Annotated in this window: 11 protein-coding genes and 4 pseudogenes; 12 read left to right on the top strand and 3 right to left on the bottom strand. The window is 43.3% G+C overall.

Annotation, left to right across the window (positions count from 1 at the left end; all coding sequences use genetic code 11):
- Positions 1 to 145: 145 nt before the first annotated feature.
- The gene (locus NSB03_RS08855; RefSeq protein WP_024986778.1) at positions 146 to 1,072 is read right to left on the bottom strand and encodes an Rpn family recombination-promoting nuclease/putative transposase; all 927 of its coding nucleotides are present in this window, start codon (positions 1,070 to 1,072) and stop codon (positions 146 to 148) included.
- Positions 1,073 to 1,932: 860 nt separating this feature from the next.
- Here NSB03_RS08855 and NSB03_RS08850 point away from each other — a divergent pair.
- From NSB03_RS08850 to NSB03_RS08795, 12 genes and pseudogenes are all read left to right on the top strand, one after another.
- Positions 1,933 to 2,100: pseudogene (locus NSB03_RS08850) on the top strand (TonB-dependent receptor plug domain-containing protein); the annotation flags it as partial.
- Positions 2,078 to 2,500, top strand: a pseudogene (locus tag NSB03_RS08845) (sodium:solute symporter); the annotation flags it as partial. The pseudogenes NSB03_RS08850 and NSB03_RS08845, both read left to right, overlap by 23 nt.
- 45 nt (positions 2,501 to 2,545) lie before the next feature.
- Positions 2,546 to 4,541, top strand: a pseudogene (locus NSB03_RS08840) (outer membrane protein assembly factor BamB family protein).
- A 100-nt stretch (positions 4,542 to 4,641) separates the two neighbouring features.
- Positions 4,642 to 5,778, top strand: a complete 1,137-nt coding sequence (locus NSB03_RS08835) for a GNAT family N-acetyltransferase (protein WP_172504248.1) — start codon at positions 4,642 to 4,644, stop codon at positions 5,776 to 5,778.
- Positions 5,779 to 5,788: 10 nt separating this feature from the next.
- The gene (locus NSB03_RS08830) at positions 5,789 to 7,666 is read left to right on the top strand and encodes a DNA topoisomerase IV subunit B (RefSeq protein WP_024986776.1); all 1,878 of its coding nucleotides are present in this window, start codon (positions 5,789 to 5,791) and stop codon (positions 7,664 to 7,666) included.
- Positions 7,663 to 8,118 (top strand): pantetheine-phosphate adenylyltransferase, encoded by a 456-nt coding sequence (gene coaD, locus NSB03_RS08825; protein WP_024986775.1) that lies wholly within the window; start codon positions 7,663 to 7,665, stop codon positions 8,116 to 8,118. Before NSB03_RS08830 ends, coaD begins: the two co-directional genes overlap by 4 nt.
- Before the next feature lie 20 nt (positions 8,119 to 8,138).
- Complete coding sequence (locus NSB03_RS08820) at positions 8,139 to 9,734, top strand: S41 family peptidase (RefSeq protein ID WP_257466337.1); 1,596 nt, start codon at positions 8,139 to 8,141, stop codon at positions 9,732 to 9,734.
- 556 nt (positions 9,735 to 10,290) lie between these two features.
- Entirely contained in the window at positions 10,291 to 10,944 is a 654-nt protein-coding gene (locus NSB03_RS08815; RefSeq protein WP_024986773.1) for an HU family DNA-binding protein, read from the top strand.
- Positions 10,945 to 11,243: 299 nt separating this feature from the next.
- Positions 11,244 to 11,327: pseudogene (locus NSB03_RS08810) on the top strand (AraC family transcriptional regulator); the annotation flags it as partial.
- A gap of 120 nt (positions 11,328 to 11,447) precedes the next feature.
- A complete protein-coding gene (locus tag NSB03_RS08805; RefSeq protein WP_024986771.1) occupies positions 11,448 to 12,152 on the top strand; it encodes a fumarate reductase in 705 nt (234 codons plus the stop codon).
- A gap of 37 nt (positions 12,153 to 12,189) precedes the next feature.
- A complete protein-coding gene (locus NSB03_RS08800) occupies positions 12,190 to 14,169 on the top strand; it encodes a fumarate reductase/succinate dehydrogenase flavoprotein subunit (protein ID WP_024986770.1) in 1,980 nt (659 codons plus the stop codon).
- 36 nt (positions 14,170 to 14,205) lie between these two features.
- Entirely contained in the window at positions 14,206 to 14,961 is a 756-nt protein-coding gene (locus NSB03_RS08795) for a succinate dehydrogenase/fumarate reductase iron-sulfur subunit (RefSeq protein WP_004298485.1), read from the top strand.
- Positions 14,962 to 15,226: 265 nt separating this feature from the next.
- Here NSB03_RS08795 and NSB03_RS08790 read toward each other — a convergent pair whose 3' ends face one another.
- Positions 15,227 to 15,796, bottom strand: a complete 570-nt coding sequence (locus tag NSB03_RS08790) for a metallophosphatase domain-containing protein (RefSeq protein WP_024986769.1) — start codon at positions 15,794 to 15,796, stop codon at positions 15,227 to 15,229.
- Positions 15,793 to 17,055, bottom strand: a complete 1,263-nt coding sequence (locus NSB03_RS08785) for an MBL fold metallo-hydrolase (protein WP_024986768.1) — start codon at positions 17,053 to 17,055, stop codon at positions 15,793 to 15,795. The genes NSB03_RS08790 and NSB03_RS08785 overlap by 4 nt, the downstream gene beginning before the upstream one ends.
- Positions 17,056 to 17,058: the final 3 nt, after the last annotated feature.

The raw sequence follows: 17,058 nt of genomic DNA, 5'->3' as shown, positions 1-17,058 counted from the left end.
TCTTTGTTAGTAATTGGTTATGCCGCAAAGATATGCTGGGTTGCGATGCGTGTCAAGGCGGAAAATAGAATGGTTACCAAAAATAGCAATAATCTTTCAATATACTGAAAGATTATTGCTAAAATATAGTCGTTATAGCAAATGTTTACTCTATATCCTTTTCTGATAATCCAGTACTTTGCATGATAATCTCGACAGGAACTCCCAACTTTTTCATGTTACGGGCAACTTCCATACGACCTTCTGCAAGTCCTTCTGCACGACCTTCTGCACGACCTTCTGCACGACCTTCTGCACGACCTTCCATACGACCTTCCATACGACCTTCCATACGACCTTCCAATTTCGCCCCATCCAACACATCATTCTGTATCATGATAGCGCTCAAATGTTCATCATAAGCCTGCCGCTCCGCTTTGGACATATTATAATACACCAATTTCTCACGGGCTTCCTTCAACCCCGGAGCTTTTGTATCAGGACGGATGCAGCCTGTTTTCAGATACTCTACCCATTCTTCCAAAGGAGTGACCGCCACCTTATTAAATTCATTCACCCGAATCAGAAAATACTCAGGAAAGATTTCGGCAGGAAGCTTATGTACCAATGCGTCTTTCTCTTTGGTAGTCACTTCAAGACGATCATTCGTATGTACTCCGATGAAGTTGTTCTGACCATGGTATAAGTAGTCATCCCCTTTACCAATATCGAAGTATAAGATACTGATTGAATAAATCTTCTTCACCTCATAATAACGTTCACCAAGAGAAATATGCTCCGTGATGGCTTTCGCCACTCCATAGAGGATACGCTCCAGATAATACAATTCACGAGTGTTCTGCACCTCAATGATGATAATCTCATTTTTATCATTTTTGGCTTTGATATCTACGCGATTAAACTTATCATCGGCTGTCTGCTGATTACTTTCACTTTCCAGAATCTCAATGATTTTCACCTCTTCACCAAGAAATACCGTGAGAAAACCTTCCAATACACCGAAATTAGCTTTTTGACGAAGCAGTCTCTTGATTGCCCAGTCAAAACGAATATATCTGTCCACTTGTTCCATACTACTTCCTTTTTCTTTCATTGCTATTTGGTTTTAGCACAAATTTAAGAAAATAAATCTTTCAATGTTTGTTTTAGGATAAATAATTAGGATAAATAACTATGTAGAGATGAATTTGTTTAAACTGATATGAGGATAAACTAAACTGTTTAGTCCTAAATCATCCGATAGCGAAATACTGCGTAACTCATCTCTTTCTTAATCTATAAAGTATCATAAATGCCACTATAAAATCATTGCTGTCCATCGATTTCATCTGATTGTCGAGATGCCGATAAATAAGGAGATAGCGGGTGAAAAATTCTGATAAAACAGAACATTCTCGGTTTCACCTTGCCTTTTCAAATCCCCCCTTGAGCTAAAAACAATATCATTATAGCTAATCCGGATATGATTATAGCAAATGAAAAAATGCTTATAGCAAATCTGCTGTCAGGTATTAACAGACAACCCATCAAGTATTAACAGCCTGGATGTAAGATATTAACACATTGAGCTTCATCTACTAACGCTTGAGCTGGTGTATCTATATATTCAATACCTTGTATCTATATACTTACCACATTGAATCTATATATCTAGCAAGGTGGCTCTATATGTACAGCGATCTGTGCAACTATATGTTACTATTGATATAAATAAATTTGAAAGGCGAAAGAAATAGCAGAAGATTTCATCTTGATTTTTTCTATGCATTCACCCGCTATCTCCTTATTCATTGATATTTCAGACATAAGGTGGAACTGATGAAATTTATGAATCAAAAGTTCATGTTATACTTATGCGAATCAGTAATTGAAAACAAATTCGGTAATTAATAGCGGTTCAGTATTATATTAAAAGAGATTATCTCATATTTAATGACCATTAATGTGCGTGGTATCAGTTCGTTATCCAACAACGATCCTCTATATATTATAGATGGGGCATTCGGCGACATCAGTATGGTAGACCCTAACGACATTACTTCTATTGAAGTATTGAAAGATGCCGCTTCAGCAGCCATTCACTGTTCCCGATGCATGGGTGTTGCATTTCTTCCCCGTTTTGTTCGGTGTCTCCCTGATAGGATGTATTGCAGGAACTTACAGCGCACCCCCGACTGACGAAGAAACACTTATCAACTTCTACACCCGTGTACGTCCGTGGGGTTGGTGGAAGCCAGTCGAAGAAAAAGCATTGGTTCGTTACCCCCATATCCAGCCGAATAGAAACTTTAAAAGAGACGCTTTCAACGTGGCAATCGGCATCGTTTGGCAATGTACGCTTACTATCATTCCGATGTATCTCGTTGTCCGTGAACAATTGGGACTCTGGAGTTCTATCGCCCTGTTGCTGGTTACTACACTCATATTAAGAAAGACATGGTACAAGCCTTTATACAAAGAAGAAGCACGCTACAATGAAGAAATGAAACAACTGAAATAAAAAGAAATAATTAGCTTAACACACTAAAAAAACGGAGAACTGACCATGAAAAGACTATCTGTCATACTAATCTTATTTTTACTATATCTACCACTAAGCGCCCAATTCAAAGGAACGGTCTATATCGACACTGACCAATCGGACATATTCAATAAAGGCGACAAGCCGCTGGCAGGAGTTATGGTAACAGACGGATTGAACGTAGCAAAGACAGATAAGAAAGGTCGGTTCTCTTTACCCGGATTCGAAAAAACACGATTCATCACTATTACAACCCCTGCCGGATACGAAACACAGCATTTCTACCTGCCCGTAACAGAAAACAGGAAAAGCTATGATTTCCTGCTGACTGAAAGTGAACGGACTAAATCGAAAGAGCACTCTTTCGTTCAAATCACCGATACCGAAGTAACCAGTGGAATGGGACGCTGGGTGACAGACCTTCAGCAATATATAAAGAACGAGAAACCTGCATTCCTAATTCATACCGGAGACATCTGTTACGAAGCGGGACTGACCATGCACAACCGTGTAGTAAACGCACAAACAATGGACTGCCCCGTTTATTATTGCATCGGCAATCACGACCTGGTGAAAGGTAAGTATGGCGAAGAGCTTTACGAGTCTCTCTACGGCCCGACATGGTATTCATTTGATGTCGGCAATATCCATTACGTAGTCACCCCCATCGACCACGGAGACAACCCGACTGACTATACTCTGAAAGACGTATATAACTGGCTGAAAAATGACCTCGCCCTGATGAAAGAAGGACAAGCGCTGATTCTTTTCAACCATGACCTGTTCACTGCAAGCGACACTTTCGTATTCAAAGCCGATAACGAACATATACTCGACCTGCGTGCTTTCAATACAAAGGCCCAAATATACGGGCATATGCACTACAACTACGTCCGCAACCAGAATGGAATTTACACAATCTGCACCGGAACGTTAGACAAAGGCGGCATTGACCATACACCCTCTTCTTTCCGTGCTATTAAGGTAGATGCCAATAATAACATCAGTACAGAACTGAGATACGCTTTTATCGAACCGCAAATTGCCATCGTCTCTCCGATGGACAATCAGACTGCCGCTTCTACTGGCGAAAACCAGCTTCCCGTATCCGTCAACACATATCATTCGCAGGCAAAAACATCACACGTTTCTTATGTCCTAAGCGACGCGGAAAACAACCAAGAAATAGCAAAAGGCAACCTTACCTCTCTCACCGACTGGAACTGGAATGGAAACATTCAAATACCGACGAATGAAAACGGGAAAAGACTGCATCTTACAGTAAGCTCATTCTTCAACGACGAACACAATAGCCTATGAAAATGGAATTGTAATAGCCCAGGATGCCGCTTGCAACCTCTATGCCTTAGACGCAGAATCAGGGAAGTTACTCTGGAGACGATATATTAACTTGAATGGTTATCCCTATCTGACTGAAGGAGTAACCGTAGATAAAGGCATAGCCTATGCCGGAATCGGCACCGGGCTATCCGCCTATGATTTAAAAACAGGACAAACAATATGGACCAACAAAGACTGGAAACAACGGGAAGGCGCTACTACCACACTGACCATTGCCGGAAATGTATTAATCAGCGGGACACAATGGGGCGGATTATACGGTCAACAAAAAGAACTATCGGCCAATCTGGACGTTACATCCACCCCGCTCGTCACCGAACAGGAGATTGTCTTTGGCACCGCCGACCGCGGAGTGTTCGCACTGGACAAATCCACACTTTTCAATAAATGGAAAGCAGAGACATCACCTTCACTCGTCTACACCGCCCCTTACTCCAGCACCCCGCAAGCCGGAGTGGAAACAAGCCCCGTAGCGTCACAAGGAGTTGTCTACATCGGAGCTTCCGATGGTTATCTGTACGCTATCGACCAGGCAACGGGAATCATAAAAGAGAAATATAATCTCGGAGTACCCGTATTCTCCACCGTAGCCGTATCCGGTAACCGGATGATTGTTTGCGACTTTGCAGGAAACGTATATTGCTTTGCATCGAAGTAGACCCGCCCCTCTATTCATCTCATACAGTTTTTACCACCCTCAGCGTTGTAATTTGAAGATTATCACGTATCTTTGTTCCCTCAAATCATAAATACGAGATATGGCTATTACAATCAAGAAAGTCACCACAAAGAGCGAGCTGAAGAAATTTATCCGTTTCAATTATAGGATGTATAAGGATAATCCCTATTCCGTGCCCGACCTCTATGACGATATGCTCAATACGTTCAACAAAAAGAAAAACGCGGCATTCGAGTTCTGTGAAGCAGATTATTTCCTGGCATATCGGGACGATAAAATCGTAGGGCGCGTAGCCGCTATCATCAACAACCGTGCCAATGAGAAATGGGACTGCAAGAACGTCCGTTTCGGATGGATAGACTTCATTGACGATCCCGAAGTATCATCCGCACTCATCAAAACAGTGGAAGATTGGGGAAAAGAACGAGGCATGACTCACATTGCCGGTCCTCTCGGATTTACTGATTTCGATGCGGAAGGAATGTTAGTTGAAGGATTCGACCAACTTAGCACCATGGCTACTATCTACAACTACCCATACTATCCTGTACACATGGAAAAGTTAGGCTTCGAGAAAGATGCCGACTGGGTGGAATACAAAATCTACATACCGGATGCCATCCCCGACAAACATAAACGTATCTCCGAACTGATCCAACGAAAATATAACCTCAAGATAAAGAAATATACTTCCGCAAAAAAAATAGCCAAAGACTACGGACAGAAGATTTTCGAGCTGATGAATGAAGCATATAGTCCTCTTTACGGCTATTCTCCGTTGACACAGCGGCAAATCGACCAATACGTGAAAATGTATCTGCCGATCCTTGACTTACGGATGGTTACACTGATTACTGATGCCAATGACGAACTGGTCTGCGTAGGCATTTCCATGCCATCTCTCGCCGAGGCTTTACAGAAATCGCACGGGCGCCTGTTACCATTCGGATGGTTCTATCTGTTAAAGGCACTGTTCATGAAACGCCGTGCCAAAATGCTTGATCTGCTACTCGTTGCAGTGAAACCGGAATATCAAAACAAAGGTGTTAACGCTTTGTTATTTTCCGATTTAATTCCGGTTTATCAAAAATTAGGTTTTATCTTTGCGGAAAGCAACCCCGAACTGGAACTGAACGGAAAAGTTCAGGCACAATGGGATTACTTTGAGACTCAACAACATAAGCGCCGCCGTGCGTTCATCAAAGAGATAAAATAAAGAAACAGCTATGGAAGAGAACGAATTGATACCTGTAGACAACAACCATGCAGTAGAGTACACTGACGACAACATCCGTCACCTAAGTGACATGGAACATGTACGCACACGCCCCGGTATGTATATCGGAAGGCTGGGCGACGGTGCACATGCCGAAGACGGAATCTATGTCCTCCTGAAAGAAGTAATTGACAACAGTATTGATGAGTTCAAAATGCAAGCCGGTAAGAAAATCGAGATTACCGTTGAAGAAAACCTTCGTATCAGCGTACGCGACTACGGACGAGGCATCCCACAGGGAAAACTCATCGAAGCCGTCAGCATGTTGAACACTGGTGGTAAGTACGACAGCAAGGCATTTAAGAAAAGTGTCGGGTTGAACGGCGTGGGTGTGAAAGCCGTCAATGCCTTGAGCTCCCGTTTCGAGGTGCGCAGTTACCGCGACGGTAAAGTACGTACCGCCACTTTCTCCAAAGGAACCCTGCTGAGTGACAATACGCAAGATACCGAAGAGGAAAACGGAACTTACATCTTCTTCGAACCGGACAATACATTATTCCTGAATTACTGTTTCAAGCCTGAATTTATTGAGACAATGCTACGTAATTACACGTACCTCAATACAGGGCTTGCCATTATCTATAACGGACACCGTATCCTGTCGCGCAATGGTCTGGTAGACCTTTTGAACGACAACATGACGGCAACCGGACTTTACCCGATTATCCACCTGAAAGGGGAAGACATCGAAATAGCCTTCACTCATACCGGACAATACGGGGAAGAATATTACTCCTTTGTCAACGGTCAGCATACCACGCAGGGAGGTACGCATCAGAGTGCTTTCAAAGAACACATCGCCCGTACTATCAAGGAATTCTTCAACAAAAACATGGATTATACCGATATCCGTAACGGACTGGTTGCTGCCATTGCCGTCAATGTGGAAGAACCTATCTTCGAGAGCCAGACCAAGACCAAACTGGGTTCTACCAATATGCTTCCCGGCGGAGTGACCGTCAACAAGTATGTAGGTGATTTCATCAAACAGGAAGTGGATAACTTTCTGCACAAGAACGCGGATATAGCCGAAGTAATACAACAAAAAATTCAAGAATCGGAAAAAGAACGCAAAGCCATCGCAGGGGTTACCAAATTGGCCCGTGAGCGTGCAAAGAAAGCGAACCTGCACAACCGTAAATTACGCGACTGCCGTATTCACCTCAACGACCCGAAAGGGAAAGGATTGGAAGAAGACTCCTGCATCTTTATCACCGAGGGAGACTCTGCAAGTGGTTCCATCACCAAAAGCCGTGATGTGAACACGCAGGCAGTGTTCAGTCTTCGCGGTAAGCCGCTGAACTCTTTCGGATTAACCAAGAAAGTGGTTTACGAAAACGAAGAATTTAATCTGCTTCAGGCAGCCTTGAATATTGAAGACGGGTTGGACGGTCTGCGCTACAACAAGGTTATCGTAGCAACCGATGCCGATGTGGATGGCATGCATATCCGCCTGCTACTGATTACCTTCTTCCTGCAATTCTTCCCTGACCTTATAAAAAAAGGCCACGTATATATCCTGCAAACGCCTTTGTTCCGTGTACGCAATAAGAAGAAAACAATCTACTGCTACAGTGAAGACGAGCGCGTTAACGCAATAAACGAACTAAGCCCGAATCCGGAAATCACGCGATTTAAAGGTTTAGGAGAAATCTCACCGGACGAGTTCAAGCATTTCATCGGTAAAGACATGCGTCTGGAGCAAGTTTCTTTGCGAAAAACAGACGCAGTGAAAGAACTACTTGAGTTCTACATGGGTAAAAACACCATGGAACGACAGAACTTTATCATAGACAATCTAGTTATAGAAGAAGACTTGGCATCATGAGAAAAGCAATATTCCCGGGCACCTTTGACCCATTCACCATCGGACATTATTCGGTAGTGGAACGTGCACTTACCTTTATGGACGAAATCGTGATAGGAATCGGTATCAACGAGAACAAGAATACATACTTTCCCATTGAGAAAAGGGAAGAAATGATTCGAGAACTTTATAAAGATGAACCTCGTATTCAAGTGATGTCTTACAACTGTCTGACCATTGATTTTGCGCAGGAAATAGGAGCCAAGTTCATTATACGCGGTATCCGTACGGTGAAAGATTTCGAGTATGAAGAAACGATTGCGGACATCAACCGCAAACTGGCAGGCATTGAAACCATCCTGCTCTTCACAGAGCCTGAACTGACTTGTGTCAGCTCTACGATTGTACGCGAGTTATTGACTTATAATAAAGATATCAGCCAGTTTATTCCCAAAGGAATGAGGATCAGTTGAGAATGGAGTAAAGTAAGATTATGAGTAAGATTAAAATATACGTCCTTTTGGCCTGCCTGTGGACAGCATCAGCCGTACAGGCTCAGAATTTCGGTTCGGCTGCCATGCGCAAACTGCAAATGGCAGAGTTTGCCATCTCCAACTTCTATGTAGATAAAGTAGATGAGAACAAGTTGGTAGAAGAAGCCATTATCAAAATGCTGGCACAACTCGACCCGCACTCCACCTACTCGGATGCAGAGGAAGTGAAGAAAATGAACGAACCCCTCCAAGGCAATTTCGAGGGTATCGGCGTGCAGTTCCAGATGATTGAGGATACCTTGCTTGTGGTACAACCTGTCAGCAACGGCCCTTCCGAGAAAGTCGGCATCCTTGCCGGCGACCGTATCATCGCGGTCAATGACAGCGCCATTGCCGGAGTAAAGATGAGTACGGAAGATATAATGAAACGTCTTCGCGGCCCGAAAGGCTCCAAAGTCAACCTGACGATTGTTCGTCGTGGCGTACAGGATCCTTTATTGTTCACTGTGAAAAGAGATAAAATACCTATCCTTAGTCTCGATGCTTCTTATATGATCCAGCCAAAGACAGGTTATATCCGCATCAACCGTTTTGGAGCAACTACTGCCGAGGAATTCAAGAAAGCAATGACAAGCCTTCAGAAACAAGGCATGAAGGACCTGATTCTCGACCTGCAAGGAAACGGTGGAGGTTACCTGAACGCGGCTATCGACCTTGCCAACGAATTCCTGGGACAAAAGGAACTGATTGTCTACACGGAAGGACGGACTGCCAAACGCAGTGATTTCTACGCCAAAGGAAATGGGGATTTCCGCAATGGACGCCTTATCATCCTGGTAGACGAATATACAGCCTCTGCCAGCGAAATTGTCAGCGGCGCAGTACAGGATTGGGATCGAGGAATTATCGTAGGACGCCGCTCTTTCGGCAAAGGACTGGTACAACGTCCTATCGACCTGCCGGACGGTTCCATGATTCGTTTGACTATTGCACGCTATTACACTCCTGCAGGTCGCTGCATCCAAAAGCCTTACGACAGTTCGACAGATTACAACAAAGATCTGATAGAACGTTTCAATCACGGTGAGCTGATGAATGCTGACAGCATCCACTTCCCGGATTCGCTGAAAGTACCAACCAAGAAACTAGGACGTACCGTTTATGGCGGAGGGGGTATCATGCCGGATTATTTCGTACCTATCGACACTACTCTTTATACGGATTATCACCGTAATCTGGTAGCTAAAGGAGCTGTGATTAAATTCACCATGCAGTTTATCGAAGGGCACCGGAAGGAGTTGAAAAACAAATACAAGAAATTCGAATCGTTTGATGAGAAGTTCGTCGTTGATGATGATATGCTCGCCACTTTAAAAGAAATAGGAGAGAAAGAAGGAGTGAAATTTAATGAAGAACAATATCAGAAGTCGCTCCCACTCATCAAGACGCAACTCAAAGCTTTGATTGCCCGTGACCTTTGGGATATGAACGAATATTTCCGGGTGATGAATACGACAAATGAAAGTGTGCAAAAGGCATTGGAGATATTGAATTCGGACGAGTATCAGAAGAAGTTGAAAGCACACCAGCCCTGATATTCACCCACTCTCTTCCCCCTCATATTAAAAAACTCACATTTCTCTTTCACCTATCACCGACGGCAGTCAAGCGCTTTGTTCATCGAGGTTTCCGACGGTGATAGGTTGTTTTTTGACCTATCACCTCATCTATCACCTATCACCGCTATGATACACTTTCCTTTCCTACACCGTATCTGTCAATCGGGACAAGGCTAATAAATTCCTCAAACATGCAGGAATACTTTGTTTTTCTCCCTCATATAGTTTATCTTTGCTACTGATATAGCTCATCTACCATAGCCGTGACGAATTCCTACCACGGCCGTGACGAGAAGCTACTACAGCCATGGCAAGTACTCACCACGGCCGTGACAAACTAATGATAAAGACTCCGGAACAGAACTATCCCTACGTCTTAATCAAAGAATAAAGACAGGACAACTTATATAAAGCCGCTTGATAACAGACAACAGCTATATAACACAATCCTCTCTAACTAATATCCAACGATAACTAATTTGTTTTGCAACAACAAAACACAATGTATTTACGGTAAACTAAATAGAGAACAATGGCCATACAATTTGAATTGTACAAGAATCCTCATCCCAAGGACGAGGAAAACAAAGAGACTTATCACGCACGCGTAGTCAACTTCCAGCATATCGACACGGACTATCTGGCAAAAGAAATCCAGATAGCCACCTCGCTGACCGTAGGAGACGTGAAATCTGTCCTCGATTCCCTTAGCCATTTTATGGGTGACCGGCTTCGAGAGGGAGAAAGCGTCCATCTGGACGGCATCGGTTATTTTCAGATAAAACTGAACAGCAAAGAACCTATCACTTCGCCCAAACTGAAAGCCAGTCAAATTAAGCTCAAAGCCAACATCAACTTCAAGGCGGATGCCAAACTGAAGAAGTCAGTCAGCGTCGTACACTTGGAACGAAGCAAACTGAAACCCCATTCAGCTTCCCGCTCGAACGAAGAAATAGACAAGTTGCTGGCTAACTATTTCAGCAATAACCCGATATTAACCCGCTCCGACTTCCAAAGGCTCTGCGGCTTTACTCCCACCACTGCCGCACGGCACATCAAACGGCTGAAAGAGGAAATGAAATTGAAAAATATCAATACACATTATAATCCGATTTATATGCCGATGCCAGGATATTATGGCAAGGCGGAGATAAAAGAGGATGAAGCAAATACTATACAGCAATAAAGTAAAGAGTATGAAAAAAGTGTCCAGGAAGGTGTATTGCCGTTCATTTTGCCGACATCGGCAGAATGGTATTGATAGAACTTTTGAATGACTGCCCCTTTTCATTTCCAAACGTTAGAAAGAAGGCGCGCGGTGCTCTTCAAGTCATCCAGTTGTTCAATCTTGACTTGCTGATTGATGGCGCATCCTTTAATCAGTTGCATTTTTTGCAACAACTGAACTTCTGTCTAGCCCACCCTTCCCTAGACACATTACTTATATGCCCTGATATCACCGATTTATCACGGCTAAAAAGTTCTGTCAAAGACTCTTTCGGCGACACTCCCCGCACGCTGCGCAAGAAGGCAGCCAGCGGTGGAAAAATCGGAAAGATCGCCGATTAAGGAATTATTTCTTTAATTCCTTGCTCAATCAATCTATTTCCCCTATTTTTGCAGTCTGTAAGAGGTGTAAAACGTCGACATTTTAGTTCTAACAATTAAATAATTTAAATTCAATCATTTATGTGGTTAAGTAATTCATCTGTAGGAAGGAAAGTGGTGATGAGCGTTACCGGTATCGCCCTTGTCCTGTTTCTAACATTTCACATGGCGATGAACCTGGTTGCAATCATCTCGGCTGATGGTTACAACATGATTTGTGAGTTCCTGGGAGCAAACTGGTATGCATTGGTAGCTACCGCAGGACTAGCTGCTCTTTTTGTGATTCACATCATCTATGCGTTCTGGCTGACAATGCAGAATCGCAAAGCGCGTGGTAGCGAACGCTATGCAGTGGTTGACAAACCAAAAACTGTAGAATGGGCTTCTCAGAACATGTTAGTGTTAGGTATTATCGTAATCGTAGGTCTTGGCCTGCACCTCTTCAACTTCTGGGCAAAAATGCAGTTGCCGGAACTGATGCACAACATGGGCATGCACGCTGACACGCTGACGCTGGCTTATGCCGCTAACGGTGCTTATCACATCCAGCAGACTTTCTCCTGCCCGGTTTACGTAGTTCTTTACCTCGTTTGGCTGTTTGCGCTGTGGTTCCACCTGACTCACGGTTTCTGGAGCTCCATGCAATCACTGGGATGGAACAACAAAGTATGGATCAACCGTTGGAAATGTATTTCTAACATCTATTCTACGATTGTTGTACTCGGTTTCGCCCTCGTAGTAGTGGTATTCTTCGTGAAAACACTGATTTGTGGCGGTGCTTGCTAAATAGGATATTGTAAATGATTAAATTGTAAATAATATTATGATTAAAATAGATTCAAAGATTCCAGAAGGCCCGGTGGCTGAGAAATGGACTAACTATAAAGCTCACCAGAAATTGGTGAACCCCGCTAATAAACGTCGTTTGGACATCATCGTTGTGGGTACGGGTCTGGCAGGTGCTTCTGCCGCTGCTTCACTTGGTGAAATGGGTTTCAGAGTATTCAATTTCTGTATTCAGGATTCTCCCCGTCGTGCACACTCTATCGCTGCACAAGGTGGTATCAATGCTGCGAAGAATTATCAGAATGACGGTGACTCCGTTTACCGCCTGTTCTACGATACTGTAAAAGGTGGCGACTATCGTGCCCGTGAAGCAAACGTATATCGTTTGGCTGAAGTGTCTAACGCTATCATCGACCAATGTGTAGCGCAAGGTGTTCCTTTCGCTCGCGAATATGGCGGTACACTGGACAACCGTTCTTTCGGTGGCGCACAAGTATCCCGTACTTTCTATGCTAAAGGTCAGACTGGTCAGCAGTTGCTGCTGGGTGCTTACTCTGCATTGAGCCGTCAGGTAAACGTAGGTACAGTAAAACTGTACACCCGCTACGAAATGCAGGATGTTGTCATCGTTGACGGACGTGCCCGCGGTATCATCGCAAAAAATCTTGTAACAGGCAAATTGGAACGTTTCGCCGCTCACGCTGTAGTAATCGCTACCGGTGGTTATGGTAACGCTTACTTCTTGTCGACCAACGCTATGGGTTGTAACTGTACAGCTGCTATCTCTTGCTACCGCAAGGGTGCTGTATTCGCAAATCCTGCATACGTTCAGATTCACCCGACTTGTATTCCGGTACATGGCGACAAGCAGTCTAAGCTGACTTTGATGTCCGAATCTCTCCGTAACGACGGTCGTATCTGGGTTCCGAAGAAGAAAGAAGACGCTGTAAGACTCCAGAAAGGCGAAATCAAAGGAAGTGATATTCCGGAAGAAGACCGCGACTATTACTTGGAACGCCGCTATCCGGCATTCGGTAACCTGGTTCCGCGTGACGTTGCCAGCCGTGCCGCAAAAGAACGTTGCGACGCTGGTTTTGGTGTAAACAACACAGGTTTGGCCGTATTCCTCGACTTCTCTGAAGCTATCAACCGTTTGGGTATCGACGTTGTTCTTCAACGTTATGGCAACCTCTTCGATATGTACGAAGAAATCACTGACGTTAACCCGGGCGAACTGGCTAAAGAAATCAGTGGTGTGAAATATTATAACCCGATGATGATTTATCCGGCTATCCACTATACAATGGGTGGTATCTGGGTAGACTACGAACTGCAAACCACTATCAAGGGTCTGTTCGCAATCGGCGAATGTAACTTCTCCGACCACGGTGCAAACCGCCTCGGTGCTTCTGCATTGATGCAAGGTTTGGCTGACGGTTACTTCGTATTGCCTTACACCATCCAGAACTATCTGGCAGACCAGATTACCGTTCCTCGTTTTTCTACCGATCTTCCTGAATTCGCTGAAGCTGAAAAAGCCATTCAAGCTAAGATCGACAAGCTCATGAGCATCCAGGGTAAAGAATCTGTTGATTCTATCCACAAGAAACTGGGTCATATCATGTGGGAATACGTAGGTATGGGACGTACGGCAGAAGGCCTGAAGAAAGGTATCGCCGCACTGAAAGAAATCCGCAAGGAATTCGAAACGAACTTGTTTATCCCCGGTTCTAAGGAAGGTATGAACGTAGAGCTTGACAAAGCAATCCGTCTGTACGACTTCATCACTATGGGTGAGCTTGTTGCTTACGACGCATTGAACCGTAACGAAAGTTGTGGCGGTCACTTCCGTGAAGAGTACCAGACCGAAGAAGGAGAAGCAAAACGTGATGACGAAAACTTCTTCTATGTAGCATGCTGGGAATATCAAGGTGACGATGAAAAGGCTCCGGTATTGTACAAAGAACCGCTGGTATACGAAGCTATCAAGGTTCAGACTCGTAACTACAAGAGCTAATCGGTGAAGTTAAACATTTAAAAGAATTAGAAGAAAATGGATAAAAATATATCATTTACACTGAAGGTATGGCGCCAAGCTGGTCCGAAAGCTAAAGGTGCTTTTGAAACCTACCAAATGAAAGATATCCCCGGTGATACTTCCTTCCTCGAAATGCTGGATATTCTGAACGAACAGCTCATCAGCGAAAGAAAAGAACCGGTAGTATTCGACCATGACTGCCGCGAAGGTATCTGCGGTATGTGTTCTCTTTACATCAACGGACACCCGCACGGTCCTGCAACAGGTGCTACTACTTGCCAAATCTATATGCGTCGTTTCAACGATGGTGACACCATCACTGTTGAGCCTTGGCGTTCGGCCGGTTTCCCGGTTATCAAGGACTTGATGGTAGACCGTACGGCATACGACAAGATTATGCAGGCTGGTGGTTATGTAAGCGTACGCACAGGTGCTCCGCAGGATGCTAACGCTATCCTGATCGCGAAGCCTATCGCTGACGAAGCTATGGATGCTGCTTCTTGTATCGGTTGCGGTGCTTGTGTAGCTGCATGTAAGAATGGTTCTGCTATGTTGTTCGTTTCTGCAAAAGTTAGCCAGTTGAACTTGCTGCCGCAGGGTAAACCGGAAGCTTTGCGTCGTGCAAAAGCTATGTTGTCAAAGATGGACGAACTGGGATTCGGTAACTGTACAAACACTCGTGCTTGTGAGGCTGAATGTCCGAAGAATATTTCTATCAGCAACATCGCCCGCTTGAACCGCGACTTCATCATCGCAAAATTAAAAGACTAGAAATTGCTAGATTTCAATAGCGAGAGCTTAATTTGATTAATGACAGAATCCCCTGCCGGCCAGTCCGACAGGGGATTTCTTTTTATTATCTATGAATTGTCATTAATTACCACTATCATTAAAGATTCATTATGAAGAGGGTGTCCGAAAAGGGTACCCTCATTACCAGACTCGGCACTTTCTGCCTTTTCTACTACCAGCATACCATCTTTGATATGCCAACCTTTTCTTAGTTTACAACTATTGGAAAAACTATAGTTTCGACCTATTTGTAGATAATCAGTTTAGGTTTATAGCAAGAGTTGTAGTGGTCATCAAGTATTGCCCCATTTGAGAAAATGATGTGCTCATCCTTGAATGTACCATATCCTTCATGAGCATGACCGAACAAATGATAATGTGGCTTTACCTCATAAACCTTGTTTCGAAGTAATGCATTTCCCCAGTGAATTCCTGCTGATTCATCAAGTATCATGATAGGAGGTTCATGAGTAATGAGCACGTCAACATCATTTGGTATCAAAGTCTCAGAATGGTTATATGCCAAACCAAAGAACTTAATACCATCAATCTCACATTCACAATCTTGAAGGAAGTATACATTATTAGGCAAATCTTCAATGCCTTCAGCCTCCCAAAGGCAAAGGTCATGATTACCAGTTATGAAGATTTTGTGAGGATAGGGTAATTCGATGAACCAGTTGAGAAAGTTAAGCACTTCTTCCTCTGTACCATTGTCCGTAAAATCGCCACAGTGTACAATGACATCAGCAGCTGGAAGATCGGTCAATTGCCGATGCTGATTATGCGTATCAGAAATTTGAAGTATTTTCATTTTACAGAAATATGAATGTCATGTATGTCAACATCACCTTCGTCGAATATAAAGTATGAAGAAATTCCACTAATGCTATCATATCGTGAGTTCTCATCTTTATGTATAGGTATGACTCCAATACGAGGATGAACAGTTTGACAGACTTCTTTTAATGTTTCAACATCAGCGTGTCCACTTGTGTGAACACCATCCATTGTTCCATCTAATATTCTATCGCCAAACAGATTACGGATATTTATAACATCGCTGTTTGTGTAGTCTTTACCCTCTTTTGCATAGCCACCCCACATAGAATATATCAACCACGGTTTTTCATCATTATATATATCGAGCATTCCCTTAAGCAAATAGCCACTGCTCATTCGAATTGGCATTAAGAACCCTTCCTTCTGTAGCTTGTTTCTAACATTGACAGTTCTATAATTGATTAGCTTGAAAGCATTAAACTGGAATAAATCAGATTTGCATCCTGCATATTTCGTGAATACATTAAGAACCCTATTTTGATACTCATCAACTAAGAATATACGTCCAGTCTTTTTACACGCCGCATGGAATGTTGCAAGCCGGTCAAGGTCAGTTGACGAACACAAGGCAAAGACATACTTGTGTTCACGCAATGCCTTTATAATATTCTTCTGTATTTCGCTCTCTGAAATCACACATTCTTGACTTCTTCCTAACATTGTTCCTTCTGTTATAAGTATGTCAACTTCTCCCACATTCTTCTTCAAAGTAGGAAAAAGACCTTTGCCAATATAGCCATGTCTGCGAAAATCTCCTGTGTGCAATATCTTCTTTCCCTCACATTCTATCAAGAACATATATGCATCAAAAGCAGAATGACTAACAAAATACGGAGTAACGAAAATCTTCCCTTTCTTACTGACATCAATACGTTTTGCCGCACAATAGGTTTCCATACGCTCTATCGCTTCAATCTGTTTGGAGTAATCTCCGTGCCCCCTCAAAGCGTCATATTTGCAGAGCATAACTTCTTTTGCTCCTACTCCTACATATTGAAGGACATTTGTTGATATCAGATGGTGCAAACCAACATGATCACTATGATAATGTGTATAGAATACGGCATCAGCATTTCCTATGATTGATTTTACTTGTTCTTCTGTCAGTTCTTCTTTTTTGCAACCAGGAAGATTGCTACCGAAGTCTATAAGAATTTTACAATTCTCTGTCGATATTTCTGTAATACAACCACCTATCTGGTCAGCCCCACGATGAATAATAAGATTCATTCT

It is taken from the genome of Bacteroides acidifaciens, assembly GCF_024623065.1.
Lineage (GTDB): Bacteria > Bacteroidota > Bacteroidia > Bacteroidales > Bacteroidaceae > Bacteroides > Bacteroides acidifaciens.
This window is presented reverse-complemented; position numbering and strand designations above follow the sequence as displayed.